21 protein-coding genes are annotated in these 24,350 nt (G+C 59.6%); 15 read left to right on the top strand and 6 right to left on the bottom strand.

Annotation, left to right across the window (positions count from 1 at the left end):
• Positions 1 to 3: 3 nt before the first annotated feature.
• A complete protein-coding gene (gene tcyN / locus EDY99_RS11580; RefSeq protein WP_101452889.1) occupies positions 4 to 756 on the top strand; it encodes an L-cystine ABC transporter ATP-binding protein TcyN in 753 nt (250 codons plus the stop codon).
• A 311-nt stretch (positions 757 to 1,067) separates the two neighbouring features.
• Here the strand turns inward: tcyN and putA are convergent, their stop codons facing one another.
• Positions 1,068 to 5,039: a trifunctional transcriptional regulator/proline dehydrogenase/L-glutamate gamma-semialdehyde dehydrogenase gene (gene putA, locus EDY99_RS11570; protein ID WP_046896608.1), complete on the bottom strand. Its 3,972-nt coding sequence runs from the start codon at positions 5,037 to 5,039 to the stop codon at positions 1,068 to 1,070.
• Positions 5,040 to 5,610: 571 nt separating this feature from the next.
• On the opposite strand from putA, the gene putP reads away from it, so the two are divergent.
• The 6 genes from putP (at position 5,611) to lpxO (ending at position 13,309) form a co-directional block, all read left to right on the top strand.
• Complete coding sequence (putP, locus tag EDY99_RS11565) at positions 5,611 to 7,095, top strand: sodium/proline symporter PutP (RefSeq protein WP_033643494.1); 1,485 nt, start codon at positions 5,611 to 5,613, stop codon at positions 7,093 to 7,095.
• Positions 7,096 to 7,340: 245 nt separating this feature from the next.
• A complete protein-coding gene (gene efeU / locus EDY99_RS11560) occupies positions 7,341 to 8,186 on the top strand; it encodes an iron uptake transporter permease EfeU (protein ID WP_033643493.1) in 846 nt (281 codons plus the stop codon).
• A gap of 20 nt (positions 8,187 to 8,206) precedes the next feature.
• Entirely contained in the window at positions 8,207 to 9,343 is a 1,137-nt protein-coding gene (gene efeO, locus EDY99_RS11555; protein WP_033643491.1) for an iron uptake system protein EfeO, read from the top strand.
• Positions 9,344 to 9,354: 11 nt separating this feature from the next.
• Complete coding sequence (gene efeB, locus EDY99_RS11550; protein WP_033643490.1) at positions 9,355 to 10,653, top strand: iron uptake transporter deferrochelatase/peroxidase subunit; 1,299 nt, start codon at positions 9,355 to 9,357, stop codon at positions 10,651 to 10,653.
• A 717-nt stretch (positions 10,654 to 11,370) separates the two neighbouring features.
• Positions 11,371 to 12,159: a phosphate starvation-inducible protein PhoH gene (gene phoH, locus EDY99_RS11545; RefSeq protein ID WP_015378226.1), complete on the top strand. Its 789-nt coding sequence runs from the start codon at positions 11,371 to 11,373 to the stop codon at positions 12,157 to 12,159.
• Positions 12,160 to 12,406: 247 nt separating this feature from the next.
• Positions 12,407 to 13,309 carry a lipid A hydroxylase LpxO gene (gene lpxO, locus EDY99_RS11540; protein ID WP_025303230.1) on the top strand — a complete coding sequence of 301 codons (903 nt, stop codon included), beginning with the start codon at positions 12,407 to 12,409 and terminating at the stop codon, positions 13,307 to 13,309.
• A gap of 36 nt (positions 13,310 to 13,345) precedes the next feature.
• Here lpxO and chaA read toward each other — a convergent pair whose 3' ends face one another.
• Both chaA and EDY99_RS11530 read right to left on the bottom strand, forming a co-directional pair.
• Entirely contained in the window at positions 13,346 to 14,449 is a 1,104-nt protein-coding gene (gene chaA / locus EDY99_RS11535) for a sodium-potassium/proton antiporter ChaA (protein WP_046687290.1), read from the bottom strand.
• Between the two features lie 292 nt (positions 14,450 to 14,741).
• Positions 14,742 to 15,560: a siderophore-interacting protein gene (locus EDY99_RS11530; protein WP_033643460.1), complete on the bottom strand. Its 819-nt coding sequence runs from the start codon at positions 15,558 to 15,560 to the stop codon at positions 14,742 to 14,744.
• Between the two features lie 130 nt (positions 15,561 to 15,690).
• On the opposite strand from EDY99_RS11530, the gene chaB reads away from it, so the two are divergent.
• The 3 genes from chaB to cbl all read left to right on the top strand — a co-directional run bounded on the left by chaB (position 15,691) and on the right by cbl (position 18,118).
• A complete protein-coding gene (gene chaB, locus EDY99_RS11525) occupies positions 15,691 to 15,918 on the top strand; it encodes a putative cation transport regulator ChaB (protein WP_033643458.1) in 228 nt (75 codons plus the stop codon).
• Between the two features lie 250 nt (positions 15,919 to 16,168).
• Complete coding sequence (locus tag EDY99_RS11520; protein WP_033643457.1) at positions 16,169 to 16,864, top strand: gamma-glutamylcyclotransferase; 696 nt, start codon at positions 16,169 to 16,171, stop codon at positions 16,862 to 16,864.
• A 300-nt stretch (positions 16,865 to 17,164) separates the two neighbouring features.
• Positions 17,165 to 18,118, top strand: a complete 954-nt coding sequence (cbl, locus tag EDY99_RS11515; protein ID WP_033634950.1) for an HTH-type transcriptional regulator Cbl — start codon at positions 17,165 to 17,167, stop codon at positions 18,116 to 18,118.
• A gap of 50 nt (positions 18,119 to 18,168) precedes the next feature.
• On the opposite strand, the gene EDY99_RS11510 is transcribed toward cbl, so the two are convergent.
• Genes EDY99_RS11510 through EDY99_RS24800 form a run of 3 tightly spaced genes read right to left on the bottom strand, consistent with a single transcriptional unit; the run spans position 18,169 to position 18,996 of the window.
• Positions 18,169 to 18,360, bottom strand: coding sequence for a hypothetical protein (locus EDY99_RS11510; RefSeq protein WP_033643456.1), 192 nt, complete (start codon positions 18,358 to 18,360; stop codon positions 18,169 to 18,171).
• Positions 18,350 to 18,796 carry a hypothetical protein gene (locus tag EDY99_RS11505; RefSeq protein WP_232094606.1) on the bottom strand — a complete coding sequence of 149 codons (447 nt, stop codon included), beginning with the start codon at positions 18,794 to 18,796 and terminating at the stop codon, positions 18,350 to 18,352. The genes EDY99_RS11510 and EDY99_RS11505 overlap by 11 nt, the downstream gene beginning before the upstream one ends.
• Positions 18,797 to 18,828: 32 nt before the next feature.
• Positions 18,829 to 18,996 carry a hypothetical protein gene (locus tag EDY99_RS24800; RefSeq protein ID WP_232094605.1) on the bottom strand — a complete coding sequence of 56 codons (168 nt, stop codon included), beginning with the start codon at positions 18,994 to 18,996 and terminating at the stop codon, positions 18,829 to 18,831.
• Positions 18,997 to 19,275: 279 nt separating this feature from the next.
• On the opposite strand from EDY99_RS24800, the gene EDY99_RS11500 reads away from it, so the two are divergent.
• From EDY99_RS11500 to EDY99_RS11480, 5 genes are read left to right on the top strand one after another with little or no spacing between them, the layout of a single operon-like run.
• A complete protein-coding gene (locus EDY99_RS11500) occupies positions 19,276 to 20,844 on the top strand; it encodes an ABC transporter substrate-binding protein (protein ID WP_047574787.1) in 1,569 nt (522 codons plus the stop codon).
• On the top strand, positions 20,844 to 21,899 hold the full coding sequence (locus EDY99_RS11495) for an ABC transporter permease (RefSeq protein ID WP_123061771.1): 1,056 nt from the start codon (positions 20,844 to 20,846) through the stop codon (positions 21,897 to 21,899). Before EDY99_RS11500 ends, EDY99_RS11495 begins: the two co-directional genes overlap by 1 nt.
• The gene (locus EDY99_RS11490; RefSeq protein WP_123061770.1) at positions 21,896 to 22,765 is read left to right on the top strand and encodes an ABC transporter permease; all 870 of its coding nucleotides are present in this window, start codon (positions 21,896 to 21,898) and stop codon (positions 22,763 to 22,765) included. Before EDY99_RS11495 ends, EDY99_RS11490 begins: the two co-directional genes overlap by 4 nt.
• Positions 22,755 to 23,597 carry an ABC transporter ATP-binding protein gene (locus EDY99_RS11485; protein ID WP_042784795.1) on the top strand — a complete coding sequence of 281 codons (843 nt, stop codon included), beginning with the start codon at positions 22,755 to 22,757 and terminating at the stop codon, positions 23,595 to 23,597. Before EDY99_RS11490 ends, EDY99_RS11485 begins: the two co-directional genes overlap by 11 nt.
• Positions 23,594 to 24,265: an ABC transporter ATP-binding protein gene (locus tag EDY99_RS11480; protein ID WP_123061769.1), complete on the top strand. Its 672-nt coding sequence runs from the start codon at positions 23,594 to 23,596 to the stop codon at positions 24,263 to 24,265. Before EDY99_RS11485 ends, EDY99_RS11480 begins: the two co-directional genes overlap by 4 nt.
• Positions 24,266 to 24,350 lie beyond the last annotated feature (85 nt).

Below are 24,350 nucleotides of genomic sequence, written 5' to 3'. Positions count from 1 at the left end.
CGCATGAGTGCCATTGAAGTTAAGCAATTGACCAAGCAGTTCAAGGGTCAGACGGTACTGCATGGGATCGATCTGGCGGTGGACGCCGGCGAAGTGGTGGCGATCATCGGGCCGAGCGGCTCGGGGAAAACCACCTTATTGCGCTGCATCAACCTGCTGGAGGAGCCGGATTCCGGCACCATTCGCGTCGGCGATATCCTGATCGACGGCAGCAAGCCGCTGAGCAAACAGAAAAATCAGGTACGAGCGCTGCGCCAGCAGGTCGGTTTCGTGTTCCAGAACTTCAACCTGTTCCCGCACCGTTCGGTGTTGGAAAACATCATCGAAGGGCCGGTGGTCGTCAAGGGCGAGGCGAAAGCCAGCGCGGAACAGCGCGCCCGCGCGTTGCTGGCCAAAGTGGGCCTGAGCGGCAAAGAGGCGGCTTATCCGCGTCGGCTGTCCGGCGGGCAGCAGCAGCGGGTGGCTATCGCGCGCGCGCTGGCGATGCAGCCGGAGGTGATTTTGTTCGACGAGCCGACGTCGGCGCTCGATCCCGAGCTGGTGGGGGAAGTGCTCAATACCATGCGCTCACTGGCGGAAGAGAAACGCACCATGGTGATCGTCACCCATGAGATGAGCTTCGCTCGCGACGTGGCCGATCGGGTTATCTTTATGGATCACGGCCGCATCGTCGAACAGGGCCCGGCGAAAGCGCTGTTCGCCAATCCGCAGCATCAACGCACCCAGCAATTCCTCGACAAGTTCCGGAATCAATAAGGCGGCGGGGGCGTTTCCCCCGACCGCATTCACTCCGCTTTCAACCATTCGTTTCGCGCGGCGGCGGCGAGAAATCCGCTGCGGCTGCCGTATCCCGGATATTACCGAACCCGAAAGCCAATGCGTTTCGTAGCGCTCTGACGCGGCTTTCAAGCAGAGTAATCCATCGTCCATGAGCGATGCCCCACCCTGTAAGGATAACAAGGCGCTAACGGCCGATCGGCCTGCGGACAATAAAAAACCCTGCACGAGGCAGGGTTTGCGTAGCGGTAAGCCCATCAGGCTGCAACGCGTGCAGCCTTGAGGATGCGTTAACCGATGGTCATCAGGCTGGCGTTACCGCCGGCGGCGGCGGTGTTGACGCTCAGGGAACGTTCGATCAGCAGGCGTTCCAACAGGATGTTGGTTTCACCGTGGGCGAAGCCCTGTACCGAGACGATGGCGCCGCCGCGCTGGGCGATCTGCTCGCACAGGGTGCGCAGCTGGTCGGCATCGCCGTGGTAGATGGCGGCGTCGAACTCGACCTTGTCCTGCTGCCAGTCTTTGCTGAAGGCGATGCGCGCCTGCACATCGTTCGGCAAGCGGCGGAACAGATTGCGTTGCAGTTCCGCTTCCGGCCACAGTGCGCAGCTGCCAACCGCCAGCACGGCGGCCAGCTGGATCAGCGCGTCGGTTTCGTTATCCGCCAGGCACAGCACGCGTTCACGCGGCAGCAGGGCATAGGTGTTGCGCTCGCCGGTCGGGCCCGGCAGCGGACGTACGGTGCCGCCCTGGCCCAGTTCCGCATAACGTTGCGCCAATGCCGCCAGTTCGCCTTGTTGGCTGGTGACCGCCCACTTCTCCAGCGATTGCAGCGCGCCCAGCAGCTGCGGCCGCGCGGTGGCTTCCATCGGGCGCTCTTCGTCCTGGCGGTGCAGCGTACGTTGCAGCGCGTCGTCCGGACGGTTGGCCAGCAGACGGTACAGGTACAGCGGGCCGCCGGCTTTCGGGCCGGTGCCCGACAGGCCTTCGCCGCCGAACGGCTGTACGCCGACCACCGCGCCGACCATGTTGCGGTTGACGTACAGGTTGCCGACCTTGGCGCGTTCGGTCACCCGGGCGATGGTTTCATCGATACGGGTGTGAATGCCCAGCGTCAGGCCATAACCGGCGGCGTTGATCTGATCGACCAGCGCGTCCAGATTGTTGCGCTGGAAGCGCACCACGTGCAGCACCGGGCCGAAGATCTCTTTCTGCAGCTCGTCGAAGCTGTCGAGCTCGATCAGCGTCGGCTTGATGAAGGTGCCGCGCGCCCACTCTTTCTCATCCTGCGCGCTGCCTTTGGCGGCCTGGTACACCTTGCGGCCTTTGGCGCGCATTGCCTGGATGTGGCGTTCGATGCCGGTTTTGGCTTCGGCGTCGATCACCGGGCCCACGTCGGTGGACAGGCGTTCCGGGTTGCCCATGCGGCATTCGGCCATCGCGCCGCGCAGCATTTGCAGCGTGTGCTCGGCCACGTCTTCCTGAATGCACAGGATACGCAGCGCGGAGCAACGCTGCCCGGCGCTGTCGAAGGCGGAGGCCACCACGTCGGTCACCACCTGTTCGGTCAGGGCGGAGGAGTCGACGATCATGGCGTTCAGGCCGCCGGTTTCGGCGATCAGCGGCGTCGGACGGCCTTGCGGATCCAGACGACCGGCGATGCTGCGCTGGAGAATGCCGGCGACGTCGGTGGAGCCGGTAAACATCACGCCGCGGACGCGGGCGTCGTTAACCAGCGTTGAGCCGACGGTTTCACCCTGGCCCGGCAGCAGCTGCAGCACGCCTTGCGGAATGCCGGCTTCCAGCAGGATACGCACCGCCTGCGCGGCCACCAGCGGCGTTTGCTCGGCCGGTTTGGCCAGCACGCTGTTGCCCGCCGCCAGCGCGGCGGCGATTTGGCCGGTGAAGATCGCCAGCGGGAAGTTCCACGGGCTGATACAGACCACCGGGCCCAGCGGGCGATGGCTGTCGTTGGCGAAATCGTCGCGTACCTGGCCGGCGTAGTAGTGCAGGAAATCGACCGCTTCACGCACTTCGGCGATGGCGTTGTTGAAGGTTTTACCCGCTTCGCGCACCAGAATGCCCAGCAGGCTTTGCAGCTGGCTTTCCATCAGCTCGGCGGCGCGTTCGAGGATCGCGGCGCGCTCCGTCGGCGGTGTGGCGAACCAGATTGGGCCGGCGGCCGCGGCGGCGTCGAGCGCGCGGCTGACTTCGCCTTCGGTGGCTTCACGCACGTAGCCGACCACATCGCCCGGTTCGGCCGGGTTGATCACCGGCTGTTCGACGCCCTGATCCAACTCGGCGTCGATGATCGGTTCCGCGCGCCATGGATGGCTGGCGCTGGTGAGCAGGGCGCTGGACAGCGAAGCCAGACGCTGTTCGTTGGACAGATCCAGACCGCTGGAGTTGGTGCGCTTCTCGCCGTACAGCTCGCGCGGCAGCGGGATGCGCGGATGCGGCAGGCCAATTTGACCTTCGCTGGCCGCCAGCGCTTCCACGGCGCTGACCGGATCGGCCACCAGCTCGTCGAGTGGCAGGGTGGCGTCGGCGATGCGGTTGACGAACGAGGTATTGGCGCCGTTTTCCAGCAGGCGGCGCACCAGGTAAGCCAGCAGCGTTTCATGGGTGCCGACCGGCGCGTAGATGCGGCAAGGGCGGTTCAGTTTGCCGTCGGCCACTTTGCCCACCACCTGTTCGTAGAGCGGTTCACCCATGCCGTGCAGGCACTGGAACTCATACTGACCAGGGTAGTAGTTGTTGCCGGCCAGGTGATAAATGGCGCTCAGCGTATGGGCGTTGTGGGTCGCGAACTGCGGATAGATAAGGTTCGGCACCGACAGCAGCTTGCGGGCGCAGGCCAGATAGGAAACGTCGGTGTACACCTTGCGGGTGTATACCGGGTAGCCTTCCAGGCCGTCCATCTGGGCGCGTTTGATTTCGCTGTCCCAGTAGGCGCCTTTCACCAGACGGATCATCAGGCGACGGCGGCTGCGTTGCGCCATGTCGATCACAGCGTCGATGGCGAACGGACAGCGTTTCTGGTAGGCCTGAATCACGAAGCCGATGCCGTTCCAGCCGGCCAACTGCGGTTCGAAGCACAGCTTCTCGAGCAGATCGAGCGAGATCTCCAGACGGTCGGCCTCTTCGGCGTCGATATTGATGCCGATATCGTACTGGCGTGCCTGCAGGGTCAGCGACAGCAGGCGCGGATAAAGCTCTTCCATCACGCGTTCGTACTGCGCGCGGCTGTAGCGCGGGTGCAGGGCGGACAGCTTGATGGAGATGCCGGGGCCTTCATAGATGCCGCGGCCGTTGGAGGCTTTGCCGATGGCGTGGATAGCCTGCTGATAGGAAACCAGGTAGGCCTGGGCGTCGGCTTCGGTCAGGGCGGCTTCCCCCAGCATGTCGTAGGAGTAGCGGAAGCCTTTTTCTTCCAGCTTGCGCGCGTTGGCCAGCGCCTCGGCGATGGTTTCGCCGGTCACGAACTGTTCGCCCATCAGGCGCATCGCCATATCCACGCCTTTGCGGATCAGCGGCTCGCCGCTCTTGCTGATAATGCGGTTCAACGAGCGGGACAGATTGGCTTCGTTATGGGTCGACACCAGCTTGCCGGTGAACAGCAGGCCCCAGGTGGCGGCGTTGACGAACAGCGACGGGCTGCGCCCCAGGTGCGAGTGCCAGTTGCCGTTGCTGATCTTGTCGCGGATCAGGGCATCGCGGGTCGGTTTGTCCGGAATGCGCAGCAGCGCTTCCGCCAGGCACATCAGCGCTACGCCTTCCTGCGAGGAGAGGGAGAACTCTTGCAGCAGGCCTTGCACCATGCCGGCGCGGCCGTTTGCACTTTTTTGGTTACGCAACTTCTCGGCGATGCCGTAGGCCATTTTGTGAGTAGCCTGTGCAAGATCGGCGGGTAATCGCGCCTGTTCGAGCAACATCGGCACCGCTTCGGTCTCCGGGCGGCGATACGCGGCGGTGATGGCGGCGCGGGTCACCGACTGCGGCAGAATTTGTTCGGCGAAATCGAGGAATGGCTGGTGTGACTCTTCCTGCGCTTGCGGCATAATGTCGTCCGCTTCAGGCTGGCCCGCTGCGGCCAGCGCTGGAATTTCAGGAATATCGGTACCGCTCTCGAGACGCTCGAGGTAATTAAAGATGGCCTGCTTGATGAGCCAGTGCGGCGTGCGATCGATGCGCTGCGCGGCGCTCTTGATCCGGTCGCGTGTTGCCTCGTCGAGTTTCACGCCCATTGTGGTAGTGCCCATGCCTGTCCAACTCCTGTGTTTAGAACCTATCCCATCAGGCTAGACAAACAGCAGGCCGGAAAGCCTGTTGGGATAGGTTCGTGAGATGTGTGGTGTCAAGAATGCAGACAATATCCTGCATGTTGCAACTTTGTGCAACCTTGTTAAATCAGGCGGATGAGCGAAGTGTGAGTTTCATCGATTTTTTAACACGGGCAGTTGGCACGAATGTTGCGTTATTGAGCGAACGCGGCGGGGTTAATGATGCCGCAGGCGCTTTACCTTGCGGTATATAAGGGTAATAGCAAGGTGCAACTCATTTTGCTTGTCGTGAGTGCAACCTTTGAGCCCGGTAAATGTGACGCAGGGTAAACTTTGTGTAACTTTGTTGTTAAATATCTTGTTGGTTGATGAAAGGCTCATCTAGGATAACCGACGGTCAACAATTACGGGCAGAAACTATTTTACCTGCACTTGCTCGCAGGCTGCGCCACGTTCCGGCGCGGCGGCCAGTGAAATGCATTGCGCGTGGGTTTACCGGCGCCGGCTTGGCCGGAGCGAAACGCGAATAATAATGAAAGTGGAGAATTAAATGACAATGAGCACACCTATGCTGGTGACCTTCCTGGTATACATTTTCGGGATGGTGCTGATCGGCCTGCTTGCCTACCGGGCAACCAATAACTTTGATGACTATATTCTCGGCGGCCGCAGTCTGGGCAGCGTGGTGACCGCGCTGTCCGCCGGCGCTTCCGACATGAGCGGCTGGCTGCTGATGGGCCTGCCGGGCGCCATCTTCCTCTCCGGCATCTCCGAAAGCTGGATCGCCATCGGCCTGACCATCGGCGCTTACCTGAACTGGAAGCTGGTGGCAGGAAGGCTGCGCGTGCATACCGAAGCCAACAACAATGCCCTGACGCTGCCGGATTATTTCACCAGCCGTTTTGAAGACAACAGCAAGCTGCTGCGGGTGATCTCGGCCATCGTCATCCTGGTGTTCTTCACCATTTACTGCGCCTCCGGCATCGTGGCCGGCGCGCGTCTGTTCGAAAGTACCTTCGGCATGAGCTACGAAACCGCCCTGTGGGCCGGCGCCGCGGCGACCATCCTGTATACCTTCATCGGCGGTTTCCTGGCGGTCAGCTGGACCGACACCGTGCAGGCCAGCCTGATGATTTTCGCGCTGATCCTGACCCCGGTGATCGTGATCTTCGCCGTCGGCGGCATCGATACCTCGATGCTGGTGATCCAGGCGCAGAACCCGGCCAACCTCGACATGCTGAAGGGGCTGAACTTCGTCGCCATCCTGTCGCTGCTGGGTTGGGGCCTGGGCTACTTCGGCCAGCCGCACATCCTGGCGCGTTTCATGGCGGCGGATTCTCACCGCACCATCCGCAGCGCGCGCCGCATCAGCATGACCTGGATGATCCTGTGCCTGGCCGGCACCATCGCCGTCGGTTTCTTCGGTATCGCTTACTTTGCCAATAACCCGGATCAGGCCGGCAACGTGTCGCAAAACGGCGAGCGCGTGTTCATCGAACTGGCGATGCTGCTGTTCAACCCATGGGTGGCGGGCGTGCTGCTGTCGGCGATTTTGGCGGCGGTTATGAGTACCCTGAGCTGCCAACTGCTGGTCTGTTCCAGCGCAATCACCGAAGACCTGTACAAAGCGTTCCTGCGCAAAGGCGCCAGCCAGCGTGAACTGGTGTGGGTCGGCCGCGTCATGGTGCTGGTGGTGGCGTTGGTCGCCATCGCGCTGGCGGCCAACCCGGAGAACCGCGTGCTGGGCCTGGTGAGCTACGCCTGGGCCGGTTTCGGCGCCGCCTTCGGCCCGGTAGTGCTGATCTCGGTGATGTGGTCGCGCATGACCCGCAACGGCGCGCTGGCCGGCATGTTGGTCGGCGCGGTGACGGTGATCGTCTGGAAACAGTACGAATGGCTGGGCCTGTACGAAATCATCCCGGGCTTCATCCTGGGCTGTCTGGCCATTGTGGTGGTGAGCCTGATGGGCCGCCAGCCGTCTTCCACCATGACCGAACGTTTCGATCAGGCGGAAGCCGAGTACAAAACGGTATAACGCCGTTCACTGTCAGTCAGCAAGGGGCGCTCAGAGCGCCCCTTCTTTTTGCCTGTTCGCCACTGTCATTCAGCTGTAACACCTGGCGACATTTGATTAGAAAAAATCACGCTTGCGCCTCTTGTATTTCTTTTTGGCAGAATGATAATCACTCTCGTTGTATTTTACGTTTCTTTACATACTCGCCGCGGCTCATTGCGAGCCGGTTTTCTCTGCCGCCGCGGTCTTTTCAGGGGTGATTAGTTATGTTCGTTCCCTTTCTTATCATGTTCCGTGAGGGGCTGGAGGCCGCGCTGATCGTCAGCCTGATCGCCAGCTACCTGAAGCGCACGCAGCGCAGCCAATGGCTGGGCGCGGTGTGGATCGGCGTGATTGTCGCGGCGGCGCTGTGTCTGGCGCTCGGCATCTTCATCAATGAGACCACCGGCGAGTTCCCGCAGAAACAGCAGGAGCTGTTCGAAGGCATCGTGGCGGTGGTGGCGGTGCTGATCCTCACCTATATGGTGTTCTGGATGCGCAAAGTCTCCAGGTCGGTCAAGGTACATCTGGAAGGGGCGATCGATCAGGCGCTCAGCGCCGGTAAAGGGCAGGGGTGGGCGCTGGTGGCGATGGTGTTCTTCGCCGTGGCGCGCGAAGGGTTGGAGTCGGTGTTCTTCCTGCTGGCGGCGTTTCAGCAAGACGTGGGCGCCGCAGCGCCGATCGGTGCGGTGCTCGGCCTGGTCGCCGCCATTGTGCTGGGCATGATGATTTACTGGGGCGGGGTGAAGCTGCATCTGGCCAAATTCTTCAAATGGACCAGCCTGTTCATTCTGTTCGTCGCCGCCGGGCTGGCCGCCGGGGCGATCCGCGCCTTCCACGAAGCCGGTCTGTGGAACCACTTTCAGGACATCGCCTTCGATTTCAGCAGCACCCTGTCGACCCATTCGCTGTTCGGCACCCTGCTGGAAGGCATCCTAGGTTATCAGGAAGCGCCGACGGTCAGCGAAGTGGCGGTCTACTTCCTGTATTTGATCCCGGCGCTGATTTTCTTCTTTCTGCCGCAACGCGCGGAGCCGGCAGCGGCCCCGGCACAACGTAAAATCAATCATTAATGTTTAATAGGGAATCTCGTATGTCTACTCCGTTATTTCGCCGCAAGGCGTTGCACGCAGCATTACTGGCTATCCCGGCGTTTGCGCTGAGCATCGACGCCTTGGCGGCGGACGTGCCGCAGGTCAAGGTCACGGTCAACGACAAGCAGTGCGAACCGATGCAGCTGACGGTGCCGGCCGGCAAGACGCAGTTTGTGGTGCACAACACCAGCCAGAAAAACGTCGAATGGGAAATCCTGAAAGGGGTGATGGTGGTGGAAGAGCGTGAGAACATCGCGCCGGGCTTTACCCAGAAAATGACCGCCACGCTGGAGGCGGGCGAATATGACATGACCTGCGGGCTGCTCAGCAACCCGAAAGGCAAACTGACTGTCACCGCAGCGGCCAACGGCGCCACCGACGGCAAGCCGAACGCGCTGGACCTGGTCGGCCCGATTGCCGAATACAAGGTTTACGTCACCAAAGAAGTCGATGGGTTGGTGAAACAGACCAAGCTGTTTACCGACGCGGTGAAGGCCGGCAACGTGGAACAAGCGCGCAAGCTGTATGCGCCGACCCGCCAGCACTATGAGCGCATCGAGCCGATCGCCGAGCTGTTCTCCGATCTGGACGGCAGCATCGACGCCCGCGAAGACGACTACGAGAAGAAATCGGCGGATCCGAACTTCACCGGTTTCCACCGTCTGGAGAAGGCGCTGTTTGCCGACAACTCCACCAAAGACATGGGTAAATATGCCGATCGCCTGTACCACGATACCGTAGAGCTGCAAAAGCGCGTGAGTGAACTGACCTTCCCGCCGAGCAAAGTGGTGGGCGGCGCCGCCGGGCTGATCGAAGAGGTGGCGGCAAGCAAGATCAGCGGTGAAGAAGATCGCTACAGCCGCACCGATTTGTGGGATTTCCAGGCCAACGTCGACGGCGCGCAGAAGATAGTCAATCTGCTGCGTCCTTTGCTGGTCAAGGCCAATAAGCCGCTGCTGGACAAGATCGACGCCAACTTCAAAACCGTGGACACCATCTTGGCGAAGTACCAAACCAAAGACGGCTATGAGTCCTATGAGAAGCTGACCGATGCCGATCGCAATGCGTTGAAAGGGCCGATCACCACGTTGGCGGAAGATCTTTCCCAACTGCGCGGCGTATTGGGTCTGGACTGAGGCATACGGTTATGAGCAACAAGGCAGACCCGAATAACGGGCCGCATCCGCACTCTCAGGGAGCGGCGTCGCCTTCGCGGCGCCGTTTGCTGCAAGGGCTGGGGCTGGGCGCGCTGGCGTTGGGCGGCAGCCGCCTGGCGCAGGCGGCGGGTAACGCGGCGGAGCCGTTGGCGACGCCGCAGGATGAGCGCTGGCAGAAACAGCCGTTTTATGGCCGCCATCAGGCCGGCGTGCTGACGCCGCAACAGGCGGCGATGATGCTGGTGGCGTTCGATGTGCTGGCGACCAGCAAAGCGGATCTGGAGCGCCTGTTCCGGCTGCTGACCGATCGCATCGCCTTCCTGACCCACGGCGGCAAGGCGCCGGAGGTGGACGCCAAGCTGCCGCCGCTCGATTCCGGCATCATGGGGCCGGAGATTTACCCGGACAACCTGACCATCACCGTCTCGGTCGGCGCATCGCTGTTTGATGAACGTTTTGGTCTGCAGGCGCACAAACCGCTGCGGTTGCAGAAGATGACGCGCTTCCCCAACGATGCACTGGACGCCGCGCTTTGCCACGGCGACCTGCTGCTGCAGATCTGCGCCAACACCAACGAAACCGCTCTCCACGCGCTGCGCGACATCATTAAGCATTCGCCGGATCTGCTCAGCGTGCGCTGGAAGCGGGAAGGGTTCATCTCCGCGCACGCGGCGCGCAGCAAAGGCAAAGAGACGCCGATCAACCTGTTGGGGTTCAAAGACGGCACCGCTAACCCGAAAACCGACGACAAGCCGCTGATGGATAAAGTGGTGTGGGTCGGCGACAGCGTCGGTGAACCGGCGTGGACGGCGGGCGGCAGCTATCAGGCAGCGCGCATTATTCGTTTCCGCGTCGAGTTTTGGGATCGCACGCCGCTGCAGGAGCAGGAAACCATTTTCGGCCGCGAGAAGCACAGCGGCGCGCCGCTGGGCATGAAGCATGAACATGACGAGCCGAATTACGCGAACGATCCCGACGGCAAGGTGATCCCGATGGACGCGCACATTCGCTTGGCTAACCCACGCACGCCGGAAAGCCAAAGCAATCTGATGCTGCGACGCGGCTACAGCTATTCACTGGGGGTATCCAATGCCGGCCAGCTGGAAATGGGGCTGCTGTTCGTCTGCTATCAGGCCGATCTGGAGAAAGGTTTCCTGACGGTGCAAAAAAGGCTGAACGGCGAAGCGCTGGAGGAATACATCAAGCCGATTGGCGGCGGGTATTTCTTCGTGCTGCCGGGCGTGAAAGAACGCGGCGATTATTTGGCCAGCGGTTTGCTCAAGGCCTGAGCGCGCAATGACGAGGCGGGCTCGCCTGCCTCGTTTTACTTTGTGTTGCCTGCCGTACGGAAGATTGAGCGTCGAAAGTCAATTCGACACCTGGCCTATGGATTAAAAAGCACACACCGCCCGCGTTTTTGGGCTGTGCAAAATTTAATCAGGAAACCAAAGTGTCATTCGCGGTTTTTAATTGTAATTCGTTGAAATTTATATGTTAAAAATTTTTATGGAATGACGTGTCGCGCGTGATATAGTGTTTTAGCGATAACTAAAAACAAAACATATAAAATTTTTTTACATTTTAGTAACGCGACAGGATTGAATGTCATTATACTGTAATCATCTGGCGGTAGTTTTCACACGGTGCACAGCTTGAAGCTGTAAATATCACTGCGGGGATCGCTAATGGTAAAGTCCTTGGTTGGGCTGGAAAGAAAAAATAACACATCTCCCCTGATTTCTCGTTGTAACGAGGGTTCTCTCTCCGACTCTCTTTTACCGGCAACTCCGCACTCTTATCGCTACCGAATCTCACCACTTTTTACTCCACGTTTATTGATGCAGTCCGCGTTGTCCCGTGAAGCAACGGCGCTTAAGCGTTGCCGTCAATTCACATTGTCCCTTGGCTCTTATTGGCTCGGAGGAGGCCAAAACCTAATACGTGTGTGAAACATAATCGCACGGCCTGGCCGTTGCGGTAGGTGAAACAAACTGTAAGGTGCCACTATGGGTAGACAGAAAGCAGTGATCAAAGCACGTCGTGAAGCGAAACGCGTTATTCGTCGTGACGCTCGTAGTCATCGCCAGCTGGAAGAAGAGTCTGTGACCTCGCTGGTGCAAATGGGGGGAGTCGAGTCTATCGGCATGGCGCGAGACAAGCGCGATAGCTCACCCATCGAGGCTAGAACCGAAGCTCAGGGTCATTACTTATCAGCCATAGAGAATAAGCAGCTGATCTTCGCCACCGGCGAAGCCGGCTGTGGCAAAACATTTATCAGCGCCGCCAAGGCGGCGGAGGCGCTGATCCATAAAGAGGTGGATCGGATTATCGTTACCCGTCCTGTTTTGCAGGCGGATGAAGACCTCGGTTTCTTGCCGGGGGATATCTCCGAGAAGTTCGCCCCTTATTTCCGCCCGGTGTATGACATTCTGGTACGTCGTTTAGGATCTTCCTTTATGCAGTACTGCCTGCGCCCGGAAATCGGCAAGGTGGAGATTGCGCCGTTCGCTTATATGCGCGGACGCACCTTCGAAAATGCGGTCGTTATCCTGGATGAAGCCCAGAACGTGACCGCCAGCCAGATGAAAATGTTCCTGACCCGCCTGGGGGAAAACGTGACGGTTATCGTTAACGGCGACGTGACCCAGTGCGACTTGCCGCGCGGCGTGAAATCCGGTCTCAGCGATGCCCTGGAGCGCTTCGAAGAGGACGAGATGATCGGCGTTATCCGCTTTGAAAAACAGGACTGCGTACGCTCCGCTTTGTGCCAGCGCACGCTCAACGCTTACAGTTAACCTATCCGCTAATGGAAAGGCCGCTTCGGCGGCCTTTTTTATCACCCCCCATTTCCGCTCTCGTTTCCGCTCTCGTTTAACCTTTGTGTAAATTATTGTGGTTTTCTGTATAGATTTTCGTTGAGTTAGCGTTAATGATTAATGGGTTCCAGATTGGCGCGCAGTTTGCCTGCGCCGCCAAAAGGACATTTTCTGGGGTGTGCGCCGCGCGGCGCATTGAGTGTGGGTTCCTTGCTGCGATTCAAACATGAAATACATCATTCTGATTTTGCTTATTTTATGCGTCGTCTATGTGCATTACCGCGGACGGGTGCGCTACAACGTTTGGCGGCAGCTGTCTGACCATTCCACCTTTACCGCACCGCTGAACGTCTTCATGTATCTGTTTTCTCGTGTGCCGACTACGCCGTACCTGAAGCCGGAGCAGTTCCCTGAGCTGGCGGTACTGCGGGAGAACTGGGAAACCATCCGCGACGAAGGACAGAAGCTGATGGAGATCCAGCAGATCAAAGCGTCCGATCAATTCAACGATGCCGGTTTCAACTCGTTCTTCAAGACCGGTTGGAAGCGCTTTTACCTGAAATGGTATGAAGACAGCCATCCTTCCGCCATGACCCTGTGCCCGCAGACCACGGAACTGCTGCGCAGCCTGCCTTCGGTCAAGGCGGCGATGTTCGCCGAACTGCCGGACGGCAGCCGTTTGCCGCGCCACCGCGATCCTTACGCCGGTTCGCTGCGTTATCACCTGGGGTTGATTACCCCCAACGATGACCGCTGCTTCATTGAGGTGGACGGTGAGCGCTACAGCTGGCGCGACGGTGAAGGGGTGATGTTCGATGAAACCTATCTGCACTACGCGGAAAACCAGAGCGGGCAGAATCGTCTGATCCTGTTCTGCGACATCGAACGGCCGATGCGCTACCGCTGGGCGCAGGCGGTGAATCACTGGCTGGGGCGCAACCTGATGAGCGCCGCCACCGCGCCGAATGAAGAGGGCGATCGCACCGGCGGCGTCAACAAGATGTTCAAATACATCTATGCGATACGCCGGGTGGGGAAACGCCTGAAGGCCTGGAACCGCACCGGTTATTACATCATCAAGTGGATTTTGTTCGGGGGGATCGCCGCGGCGATATTCTTCTCGGTATAACGAAGGCAGGGGCGCACAGAGTGCGCCCCTTTTTGATCAGGCGAAGATAGTCATCATGTAGGCGGCGAACAGCGCCAGGTGGGCGGTGCCGTTCAGCACGTTGGTGCGGCCGGTTGAGAACGACAGCTGGCACAGCAGCAACACCGTCAACATCACCACGATATGCGGCGTTTGCAGGCCGAAGATCAGCGTCTGCCCGGTCAGAGTAGCGATGATGGTCACCGCCGGCACCGTCAGGGAGATGGTCGCCAGCACCGAACCGAAGAACAGGTTCATGGCGCGTTGCACCTGATTGTTCAACACGGCGCGCAGCGCGCCCAGGCCTTCCGGCGACAGGATCAACAGCGCCACCAGGAAACCGGTGAACTGCGCCGGTGCATTCATCTTGGTTAGCAGGCCTTCCAGCGGATTGGCGTTGAACTTGGTGACGGCGATAACCGCGATCAGGTGCACGATGAGCCAGGCGGCGTGCCAGGCGCTGCTGTGGGAAGAGGGTTTGCCGTGGTGCGGGTCGCCATCGTCGTCTTCATGCTCGTACACGAACAGGCTCTGGTGGGTTTTGGTCTGGATCACCAGGAACACGCCATACATGGCGGCGGAGATCAACGCCACCAGCAGCGCTTGCCCGGTGCTGAAGTTGCCGCCTGGCAGCGCGCTCGGGAACACCAGCACGATCACCGCCAGCGGGAAAATCGCCATCAGATACTGTTTGATGCCGCCCAGGTTGACGTACTGGGTGGCGAACTTGCGCCCGCCGAGCAGCAGCGCAAAGCCGACCAGGCCGGCGGAAACGATCATGATGATGGAGTACAGCGTGTCGCGCATCAGCGCCGGCGCGGCGTCGCCGGTGGCCATCAGCGCGGAAATCAGGCTGACTTCGAGGATCACGACGGACAAACTGAGGATCAGCGAGCCGTAGGGTTCGCCCAATCGGTGAGCCAGCACGTCGGCGTGGCGCACCACGCTGAAGGCGCTGCTGAGGATCCCCACCAGCGCGAGAATATTGATGCCGACGATCAGCAGAAAGTTATCGGTGCTGCCCCATAGATTTAACACCACCAGCGCGGCGATAGGGAAGATCAGCGAGTATTCGGTGTGGCGAGATTTGGTGGATCGGCCAGGATCGTGTTGCGACTTCATGAGGGTGGCACTCCTTCTCAAACAGCGTAGCCCGTCAGCGCCGGTCGCCGTGATACGGCAACGTTGCGTTTCCAGTAGGTATTTTATATTAGGATACACCCGCGGCGCCGGTGTGATGTTGTTTTATCTGAGAAAGCAATTGCTTGCTTATGTGATCAGGGTAACAAAAAAACCGCACGGGGTGCGGTTTTATTTACTTACTTTTACGCAATAACGCCAATTTTTAGCGTTAGATTTGAGAAAAGTCGTGTTTACTTGTTTAGCTCGTGGTTAATCAAGGAAAATGAGACCGTCAGTCGTCAATGTTGTCCATGATTTCATGCCGTTTATTGTGGTAACCCTCTTCATTTAGCCCCTCACGCCAGTAAGGCACGGCATAAAGACGATTACGATCGCATTGACGTTCGCGACGCAGGTAGCGGCGCAGCTCTACCACCAGGCGATCTTCACCGGCGAGCCAGAAGTGGCTTTCGCCCTGCGGCAGGGACTGCGCGCGGAACCGAGCGACCAACTCGTCGGTCTTCTCCGTGCCGCCGACGACCCAATTGACCTCAACGTCGGCGGGTTTCTTCAGGTCAATGACGTCAGCGTTGCTGTCGACGCGGACGAAAGCGCGTCCGGCACTGTGTGGCGGCAGGTTTTCCAGCAGTGCGGCCAGCGCAGGCAGTGAGGAAGGATCGCCCGCCAGGCAGTAGAAGTCGGCGGCCGGCAGCATCGGCTTGGGGCCGCCCGGGTTGCTGATGCCGATTTTATCACCGGCTTTCGCCTGGCGTGCAAAGTCCACCGCCGGGCCCTGATGATCATGAATGGCGAACTCGATGTCCACTTCCGCCAGTTCCGGACGCACGGCGCGGATGGAATAGGTGCGCACGATCGGGCGCACGGCGTCCGCAGCCCAACGCGGGCCGTTTTCGGTCAGCGTCGGCAGGTCCGGCTGCGTCTGGCCGGCGAGCGGCAAAAAGACTTTGATGTGTGCAGCGGCGGCATTGGCCGGGTAGTAACGCAGATCGGGAGCGGTAAAGGTAATGCGGCGCAGGTGCGGCGTCATGTCCTGTACGCGGCTGACGGCGATCAGGTAGGGGGCGCGTGAGCGAGGGGCTTCGGTAGTCACGGGATTCTCCTTATAGTTCGTTTGGCGGTGAGTATAACATGTCGTTTGATAATGAGAATTGTTTGCTAATTGAGACGAAACCGCATGTGGGCTAGGCTTAAGGTTCACTCATCCTGAAAGGGGAGGCCATATGCCCTACCACAGCACGAACGACTTGCCGGACAACGTTAAGCATGTGCTGCCGGAACATGCGCAGGCGATCTATAAAGAAGCGTTCAACAGCGCCTGGCAACAATACCGGGATCCCGATGAGCGGCGCGGTGACGACAGCCGGGAAGAGACGGCGCATAAGGTGGCCTGGGCGGCGGTCAAGCAAAGCTATCGCAAGGGCGACGACGAACGCTGGCATAAAAAGTAACGAATTATCACGCAGTAAAATCGCGCAGACATTATGTGGAGCCCGGCAATTAATATTATTGCTGCTCAGTACAAATACTTTTTCACTTTAACGCCGCTTTGTAACTTGATTGCACGTCAGGAAAAGAATAAGGTCATTCTTATAAGGCGCGGTGATTGAATTAATAAAAATCCGCAGCCGAAAATAAAACATCAAAGGTTCAGCAGTGGCGAGGGAAGGCGAGAAATCGTATTCCCGGGAGGTAATATCAGTGTTAACGCGAGATTTTCTGCAAAAAGCGGATTGCAAAACTGCATTCGGCGCTATTGAGGAGTCGTTGTTGCTGACGCCTGAACAGCGTGCAGCCTCGTTGGATTGCACCTTATCGCGCCGGCCGGATCACAGCCCCGTATGGATATTCGGTTACGGTTCGCTGATGTGGAATCCAGTTTTCGAATCGGAAGAAGTGCGGCCGGCCACGCTGCAGGGCTGGCACCGGGCGTTCTGCATGCGCTTGACCGCCGGGCGCGGCACGCTGCATCAGCCGGGGCGCATGCTGGCGTTAAAAGCCGGCGGCCACACCACGGGCCTGGCGTTTCGTTTGCCGGAAAGCAAGTTGCGTGAAGAGTTGGAGCTGCTTTGGAAGCGTGAAATGGTGACCGATTGCTACGTGCCCACCTGGTGCGAGCTGCAGTTGGATGGCGGCGAGAAGGTTACTGCGTTGGTGTTCGTGATGAACCCGCAGCATCCGCTGTTTGAAGAAGACACCAGCTACCAGGTGATTGCGCCATTGATCGCCAGCGCCAGCGGCCCGCTGGGCACCAACGCGCAATATCTGTTTGCGCTGGATAACGAGTTGAAGCACCACGGCATGCAGGATGATTGCATCGGCGATCTGGTGCGCTGTGTACAGCAGTGGCTGCAGCAGAACCGCACCGGCGGCATCGGCAGCGAGGCCACCGCCTGAGGCTGCTGCGGGAATGCGAACGGTGAGGGGCTCAGCATGCTGAGCCCTTTTTTATATCTAATGCCTATATTTAATAACTTTAATTTGCGCAGCGATTGAAGGCATGCTTTTATTGTGGTTATCTATCCCGTTATTTTTAAAGTCATTAGCTGTTTTTTGTCAGTTTCCCACCCCACCTGCGAAGCAGAATGATCGACTTAGTATTAAATTGCATAAGTAAAGGTTATTTCTTATTTGTTCAGACTCGTCGGACTCCGTATCAATATGGCTAACGCTACTGGAAGAAACAGGGAGACGGGGATGAACTTTCAACAATTAAAAATTATTCGTGAATCGGCGCGCTGCAACTACAACCTGACTGAGGTCGCCAATACGTTATTTACCTCGCAGTCCGGCGTCAGTCGGCATATTCGCGAGCTGGAAGAAGAGCTGGGCATTGAAATATTCATTCGCCGCGGCAAACGGCTGCTGGGCATGACCGAACCCGGCAAAGAGCTGTTGGTGGTGGCGGAGCGCATTCTCAACGACGCCAACAACATCCGTCGCCTGGCGGACGTTTTCAGCAGCAACGACTCGGGGCAGCTGCATATCGCAACGACGCACACTCAGGCGCGTTACAGTCTGCCGGGGGTGATCAAAGAGTTTCGCGCGCTTTATCCGCGGGTGCGGGTGGTGCTCAATCAGGGCAGCCCTGAGGAGATCGTCTCGATGTTGGCCGCCGGAGAAGCCGATATCGGCATCGCCAGCGAACGGCTGATGAGTGACGAATCGCTGGCGGCGTTCCCTTACTACCGCTGGCATCACACCATCCTGGTGCCGGAAGGGCATGAGTTGACGCGTCAGCCGCAGGTGACGCTGGAGATGCTCAGCACCTTGCCGCTGATCACTTACCGCCAGGGCATTACCGGGCGCGCGAAGCTGGATGCGGCGTTCAAAGCGGCGGGCCTGACCCCGGACATCGCGCTCAGCGCGCAGGACTCCGACGTGATTAAAACCTACGTCGAGCTGGGGTTAGGCGTGGGCGTGCTGGCGGACATGTCGTATGAAAAAGAGCGCGATCGCGGCTTGGTCAGTCTCAACGCCGAGCATTTGTTTGAGCCTAATACGGTATGGCTGGGCCTGAAACGCAGCCAGCTGCAGCGCAACTATGCCTGGCGCTTTATCCAACTGTGCAACCCGACGCTGTCGCTGACCGAAATAAAGGACAAGGTCTTCTCGTCGCAGCTGGACGCGGTGATTGATTACCAGATTTAACAGCGCGTCATTGCCCTGCCGGACCGGATTGCTTGCGGGCTAATGCGGGATCAGTCGTCGGTACGTTCGATCAGATGACGTTTACTTTTTCTGAACGGGCCGATGGCTTCCCATTCCGGGAGTTCTTCGGGGGGGCGAGGGTTGGCCATCTCCCAGCGATGGTACTGACGTAGAATCTCTATGGCGATGCGTTTTTGCTCTTGAATGGAGAGCGTCGGGTCGGTCAGATCCTTATTTTTCATTTTTGCTTCCTTTTTGCGCGTTATTTGTACGCACCTTATCACATTTGGCACCGTATTTTTCCAGCGATTGTATGTACTTTTTCAGTGCGTTGAAGCTGGTTTTACATGTCATGGTACCGGGTATCACTTCAAAGGCGGCCTGACGGGTATACAGCGCCAACACGCGGTGATTAATGGCGTGGCTGATCAGCATGTCCGGCGGAGACGCCGGCGTCAGCCCCTGCTCTTGCAGGTTCAGGCCATACAGATACAGAGCCTGCAAGCAGTTGCGCAGCATATTGCCTTTCAGTGGATGTTGCGTTTCGCGCAAGGAGAAATTCTCCAGCGCGACAAGTTCGATAACGTTCTCGGCCTGGAGATAACGGCACAGACAAAAGCCTGCACGGCTCAGCGGGCTGGTTATTCGCCGGTAGACAAAAGCGAAACTTATGGGCATTTGGGCATGATATTTAAAGAGAGAGCGCCAATTTAACGTATGGCCGTTTTTCTGCCTTTTTGCCAGCGCCGGTCTTGTACCGTCAGACGAGTCATAAAGAGATCCGACTCAAGCAGCACGCTGTTCATATCTGCCAATGTTTGCTCTATCGCTCTCTCATGCCGGAGTGAGAAGCCATTTTCTGATGGATGGTTTTCCATTTGCCCGTCCTTTGGGTGACCGAGCTCACGTTAATCACCCGATGAAACAGACTCAAACCTCGACTTTCATCGCTGCGAATCGCGCCGCAAAGACAATGGGCAATTGCTGCGAGGTGCCGCGAGAGTGCGATCGGCCGCGCAATCCTCGCTCTAATAATCAAAACCCCATCTATATACATAAAAAGAATATCTATAGTGATTTAAGTACCTTCAGCTGCCGATCGCGCTCGCATACACTCGCGAAATTATTATAAATTCCATCCGCTTGGAGAGTTTCAGATGAAAGCGCTCGTTCCTTCTTTGCTGTTTTTGGCCGTGGCGGCCAGCGTTGACGTACAGGCGGCGACGCCGGCCAACACGTTGGTGATCGCGCAGTCTATCGATGACGTGGTCAGCTTTGACCCGGCTCAGGGATTTGAGTTAACCACGGTGCAGTCGTTCAACAGCCTGTATCAACGTCTGATCCAGTCCGATCCGCACAATCCCGTCGATCTCAAACCGACCCTGGCCAGCCGTTGGCAGGCCGGCGCCGATAACCGCAGCCTGACCTTCAGCCTGCGCCCGGACGCCAAATTCGCCAGCGGCAACCCGCTGCGGCCGGAGGACGTGATCTTTTCGCTTTCACGGGTGGTGAAACTCAATCTCGAACCGTCGTTTATCCTGACGCAGCTGGGCTGGAACGCGAAGAACGTGGATCAACACCTGACCAAGGTGGATGACCATACGGTAAAAATCAGCTGGGATGAAAACGTCAGCCCGGCCTTCGTGCTCAGCCTGCTGTCGGCGCCGGTATCCTCGATCGTCGACGCCAAAGAGGCGCTGGCGCACCAGCAGGGCGACGATCTGGGGCACCAATGGTTGAACAGCCACTCCGCCGGCAGCGGCCCTTACAAAATCCGCACCTATGTGCCGCACGAAGTGGTGGTGTTGGACGCGAACCCCGGCTCGCCGGAAGGGGCGCCGACGTTGAAAACCATCCTGATCAAAAACGTGCCCGATCCGGCCGCGCGCCGTTTGCTGATCGAGCAGGGCGATGCCGATATCGCCCGCAACCTGGGGGCGGACCAGATGGCGGCCCTGAAGGGCAAGGCGGGCGTCAAACCGTTGGCCATTCCTTACGCCTCGCTTTATTTCCTGCAGTTCAACGCCAAGGCATCGCCGGCGCTCGGCAACCCGGCGTTTTGGGAGGCGGCGCGCTGGCTGTTCGATTACCAAGGCATCGCCGACGATCTGCTGAAAGGGCAGTTCCAGAGCCATCAGGCATTCTTGCCGGACGGTTATCTGGGCGCGCTCAAGGATAGGCCGTACAGCTTCAATCCGCAGAAAGCCAAAGAAATACTGGCCAAAGCGGGGCTGAGCAACGTCAGTTTCCGTCTGGACGTCAACAACCAGCCGCCGTACCTGGATATCGCTCAGGCGCTGCAGGCCAGTTTTGCTCAGGGCGGCGTGAAGGTCGAACTGGTGCCGGGCATCAGCTCACAGGTCTCCACCAAGGTGAAAGCGCTTAACTACGATGCGACGCTGACCTCCTGGGGGCCGGATTACTTCGACCCCAACACCAACGCGGCCGCCTTTGCCTACAACCCGGAGGACGGCAGCAAGACGCTGGCCTGGCGAGCCAACTGGCAGATCCCGGCGCTGAGCAAGTTGACGCTGGCCGCCACCGCGGAAAACGACACCGCCAAACGAGTGGCCGACTATCAGCAACTGCAAAAACAGGTGCAGCAAAGCTCGCCGTTCGTTATCGGCCTGCAGGCGCGCAGCCTGATCGCGGTGCGTGACAACCTCAAGGGCTATGTGCAGGGCATCAACCCTGACATGGTGTTCTACAGCAAGGTCAGCAAGTAATGGCCGCTGAACTCTCCGCCTCCGCCGGGCTAGCCCGGCGGTATTGGCGCTGGGGCGGGCGGCTGCTCGGCGGCGCGCTGTCGCTGGCGTTAACGCTGCTCGGCCTGCTGCTGTTCACCTTTATGCTGTCGCACCTGGCGCCGATCGATCCGGCGCTGCAGGTGGCGGGCGATCACGCCAGCGAAGCCACCTATGCGCAGGTGCGTCATGACCTGGGGCTGGATCAGCCGCTGCCGGTACAATTTTGGCGCTATCTGGTGCACCTGGCGCAGGGCGATCTGGGCATTTCGCGCATTACCGCCCAGCCGGTGCTGACCGATCTGTTGCGTACCTTCCCGGCAACGGTGGAACTGGCCACCTGCGCCATTATTCTCGGCGCGTTAGGCGGCATTACGCTGGCGTTTCTGGCGGTGCTCAAACCGGGAAGCTGGCTGGATAATGCGGCGCGGTTGCTGTCGCTGGTGGGTTATTCGGTGCCGATTTTCTGGTTGAGCCTGCTGGGGCTGCTGCTGTTCTACGCCACGCTGCACTGGTCGGCGGGGCCGGGGCGCCTGGATGACATTTACTTGTACAGCATGGAGCCGCGTACGGGTTTCGTGTTGATTGACAGCTGGCTGTCCGGCGATCGCGAGATGTTCTACAACGCCATCAGCCACCTGTGGCTGCCGGTCGTGGCGCTGGCGCTGCTGTCGATGGCGGGCATCACCCGGCTGCTGCGCGCGGCGATGCTGGAAGAGTGCAATAAGGAATACGTGACGCTGGCGCGTTCCAAAGGCGCCGGCCGCCTGCGCATTCTGCTGCGCCACGTGTTTCCCAACGTGCTGGGGACGTTGATCACTGTACTGTCTCTCTCCTATGCCAGCCTGCTGGAGGGCGCGGTATTGACCGAAACGGTGTTCGCCTGGCCCGGCGTCGGGCGCTATCTGACCTCGGCGCTGTTTGCCGCCGACACCCCGGCGATCCTCGGCGCCACGCTGCTGATCGGCACCTGTTTCGTGCTGTTGAATACCCTGGCCGATGCCTTGACCTATCTAGTGGATCCGCGAACCCGATGAGCCAATATCTCTCTGAACACGAACCGCAAAGCGAGCCGGCCGTCGGCTATCGCACCGGTCAGCGGCTGACCACGCTGACGCTCGGCGCAGCGCTGGTGGCGATCCTGATCGTCACCGCACTGCTGGCCCCGTGGCTGGCGCCTTTCGATCCCAATTTGCAGCATATCGAGCTGCGGCTGCTGCCGCCTTCCGCCACGCATTGGTTGGGCACCGACGGTTTCGGCCGCGACTTGCTCTCCCGCGTGATTTACGGCGCGCGGCCGACGCTGATTCTGGTGTCGCTGATTCTGGTGCTGACCATTCCTATCGGTCTGCTGGTGGGCATCTGCGCCGGTTATCTCGGCGGCTGGGTAGAGCGTATTTTGATGCGTCTGACCGATATTTTCCTGTCGTTGCCGAGCCTGGTGATCGCGCTGGCGTTCGTGGCGGTGATGGGGCCGGGGCTGATGAACGGCGCGCTGGCGCTGGCACTGACCAGCTGGCCGGCCTTTGCCCGTCAGGCGCGGGCCGAAACGCTGGCGCTGCGCCGCAGCGATTATCTGGCGGCGGCGCGCATGCAGGGCATCAACGGGCTGCGGCTGATGGTCGGCCACATTTTACCTTTATGCCTGCCCAGCGCGGTGGTGCGCGCGGCGCTGAGCCTGGGCGGCATCATCCTGTCCGCCGCCGGTCTGGGGTTCCTCGGCATGGGCGTCGCGCCGCCGACCGCCGAATGGGGCTCGATGGTGGCCGAAGGCAGTAAAGTGATTTTCGATCAATGGTGGGTCGCCGCCGCACCGGGCGGGGCGATCCTGTTCGCCAGCCTGGCCTTTAACCTGCTGGGCGATGGCCTGCGCGATAAAATGGATCCTCGTCATGGGCACTGATAACACCTTATTGACCGTTGAACGTTTGGCGATCGGCGTGCCGGGGCCGCAGCCGGCGGCGCTGGTGAAGAATATTTCGTTCAGCATGGGGCGGGAGCGGCTGGCGCTGGTCGGTGAGTCCGGCTCCGGCAAATCGTTGACCGCGCGTGCGCTGATGGGGCTATTGCCGCCGCCGTTGCAGCTGCGGGCGCAGCGCCTGACGCTGGGCGACGAAGACTTGACGCGCCTGAGCGAGCGCCAGTGGAGCCGCCTGCGCGGCGACCGGGTGGCGATGGTGATGCAAGATCCCAAGCATGCGTTGAATCCCAATCAGCCGATTGGCCGTCAGGTGGAGGAGCCGCTGGTGTTGCATGCCAAGCTGAGCCGCGCCGAGCGGCGTGAAAAAGTGCTGGAGATGCTGGCGGCGGTGGGCTTGCCCGATCCGGCGGCGCTGTGTCGCCGCTATCCGCATCAGCTCTCCGGCGGGATGGGGCAGCGGGTGATGCTGGCCATCGCCCTGATCAACGATCCGCAGCTGCTGATTGCCGACGAACCCACCTCGGCGCTGGATCACCAGATGCGCGATCAGGTGCTGCAGCTGATAGAAAATCTGGTGGCGCAACGTAATATGGGGCTGATCCTGATCAGCCACGATCTGCAGCAGGTGGCGCACCACTGCGAGCGGGTACTGGTGATGTACAAAGGCGAGCTGTTGGATCAGCTGCCGGCAGCAGAGCTGGCGCAGGCCACGCACCCTTATACTCGCACGCTGTGGGCGTGTCGGCCGAGCCGCGAGACGCGCGGCAAGCCGCTGCCGGTGCTGGATCGCGCGCTGCTGGAGGCATTGAAATGAGCGTGATTGCACTGGAGAACCTCAGCGTCAGCCATCGCCAGGGCTATGAACAGCGCACCGTGGTGCACGACGTTAACCTGCGTATCGAACCGGGCGAGTGCTTCGGCCTGGTGGGGCCTTCCGGCTGCGGCAAGTCCTCGCTGCTGTGGGTGTTGGCCGGGCTGAACGACAGCTGGCGCGGCGGTTTTGAACTGCTCGGGCGGCGGCTGCAGCTGGGGCAGGCGTTCACCGGCGGACTGCGGCGTGAAGTGCAGATGGTGTTTCAGGATCCTTATGCTTCGCTTCACCCCAAGCACCGGCTGTTGCGCACGTTGTCGGAACCGCTCAAACTGCTGCAGGAAAGCGACATCGAACGCAAAATCAGCGCGGGCTTTCGCCAGGTAGGATTGGATCCGCGCCTGCTGGATCGCTATCCGCATCAGCTGTCGGGCGGCCAACGGCAGCGCGTGGCGATCGTGCGCGCCTTGCTGTTGCGGCCGAAGCTGCTGCTGCTGGATGAGCCGACCTCGGCATTGGACATGTCGGTGCAGGCGGAGATCCTCAACTTGCTCAACGAGCTGAAACAGGCGGGCGATCTGACTCTGGTGCTGGTCAGTCACGATGCGGATGTGATCGACCATATGTGCGATCGCGCGGTGGCGATGGCGCACGGCCGTCTCCTTGCCTGAGCCAATGCCCGTCAATGCGGCGGGCATATCCATCTTGGTAATAAATAAAGCAATTTATCGTCGTTCTTCTGTTAATTCTTACCCC

Origin of the sequence: Serratia sp. LS-1 (genome assembly GCF_003719595.1) — a bacterium.
Classification (GTDB): Bacteria; Pseudomonadota; Gammaproteobacteria; order Enterobacterales; family Enterobacteriaceae; genus Serratia; species Serratia ureilytica.
Note: the sequence above shows the minus strand (reverse complement) of the source record. Positions and strands in the feature narration are given on the sequence as shown.

Excerpts from the sequence above, each read along its gene's own strand:
- tcyN (WP_101452889.1), top strand. The coding sequence starts at position 4 with ATGAGTGCCATTGAAGTTAAGCAATTGACCAAGCAGTTCAAGGGTCAG.
- putA (WP_046896608.1), bottom strand. The coding sequence starts at position 5,039 with ATGGGCACTACCACAATGGGCGTGAAACTCGACGAGGCAACACGCGAC.
- putP (WP_033643494.1), top strand. The coding sequence starts at position 5,611 with ATGACAATGAGCACACCTATGCTGGTGACCTTCCTGGTATACATTTTC.
- efeU (WP_033643493.1), top strand. The coding sequence starts at position 7,341 with ATGTTCGTTCCCTTTCTTATCATGTTCCGTGAGGGGCTGGAGGCCGCG.
- efeO (WP_033643491.1), top strand. The coding sequence starts at position 8,207 with ATGTCTACTCCGTTATTTCGCCGCAAGGCGTTGCACGCAGCATTACTG.
- efeB (WP_033643490.1), top strand. The coding sequence starts at position 9,355 with ATGAGCAACAAGGCAGACCCGAATAACGGGCCGCATCCGCACTCTCAG.
- phoH (WP_015378226.1), top strand. The coding sequence starts at position 11,371 with ATGGGTAGACAGAAAGCAGTGATCAAAGCACGTCGTGAAGCGAAACGC.
- lpxO (WP_025303230.1), top strand. The coding sequence starts at position 12,407 with ATGAAATACATCATTCTGATTTTGCTTATTTTATGCGTCGTCTATGTG.
- chaA (WP_046687290.1), bottom strand. The coding sequence starts at position 14,449 with ATGAAGTCGCAACACGATCCTGGCCGATCCACCAAATCTCGCCACACC.
- chaB (WP_033643458.1), top strand. The coding sequence starts at position 15,691 with ATGCCCTACCACAGCACGAACGACTTGCCGGACAACGTTAAGCATGTG.
- cbl (WP_033634950.1), top strand. The coding sequence starts at position 17,165 with ATGAACTTTCAACAATTAAAAATTATTCGTGAATCGGCGCGCTGCAAC.
- EDY99_RS11510 (WP_033643456.1), bottom strand. The coding sequence starts at position 18,360 with ATGAAAAATAAGGATCTGACCGACCCGACGCTCTCCATTCAAGAGCAA.
- EDY99_RS11505 (WP_232094606.1), bottom strand. The coding sequence starts at position 18,796 with ATGCCCATAAGTTTCGCTTTTGTCTACCGGCGAATAACCAGCCCGCTG.
- EDY99_RS24800 (WP_232094605.1), bottom strand. The coding sequence starts at position 18,996 with ATGGAAAACCATCCATCAGAAAATGGCTTCTCACTCCGGCATGAGAGA.
- EDY99_RS11500 (WP_047574787.1), top strand. The coding sequence starts at position 19,276 with ATGAAAGCGCTCGTTCCTTCTTTGCTGTTTTTGGCCGTGGCGGCCAGC.
- EDY99_RS11495 (WP_123061771.1), top strand. The coding sequence starts at position 20,844 with ATGGCCGCTGAACTCTCCGCCTCCGCCGGGCTAGCCCGGCGGTATTGG.
- EDY99_RS11490 (WP_123061770.1), top strand. The coding sequence starts at position 21,896 with ATGAGCCAATATCTCTCTGAACACGAACCGCAAAGCGAGCCGGCCGTC.
- EDY99_RS11485 (WP_042784795.1), top strand. The coding sequence starts at position 22,755 with ATGGGCACTGATAACACCTTATTGACCGTTGAACGTTTGGCGATCGGC.
- EDY99_RS11480 (WP_123061769.1), top strand. The coding sequence starts at position 23,594 with ATGAGCGTGATTGCACTGGAGAACCTCAGCGTCAGCCATCGCCAGGGC.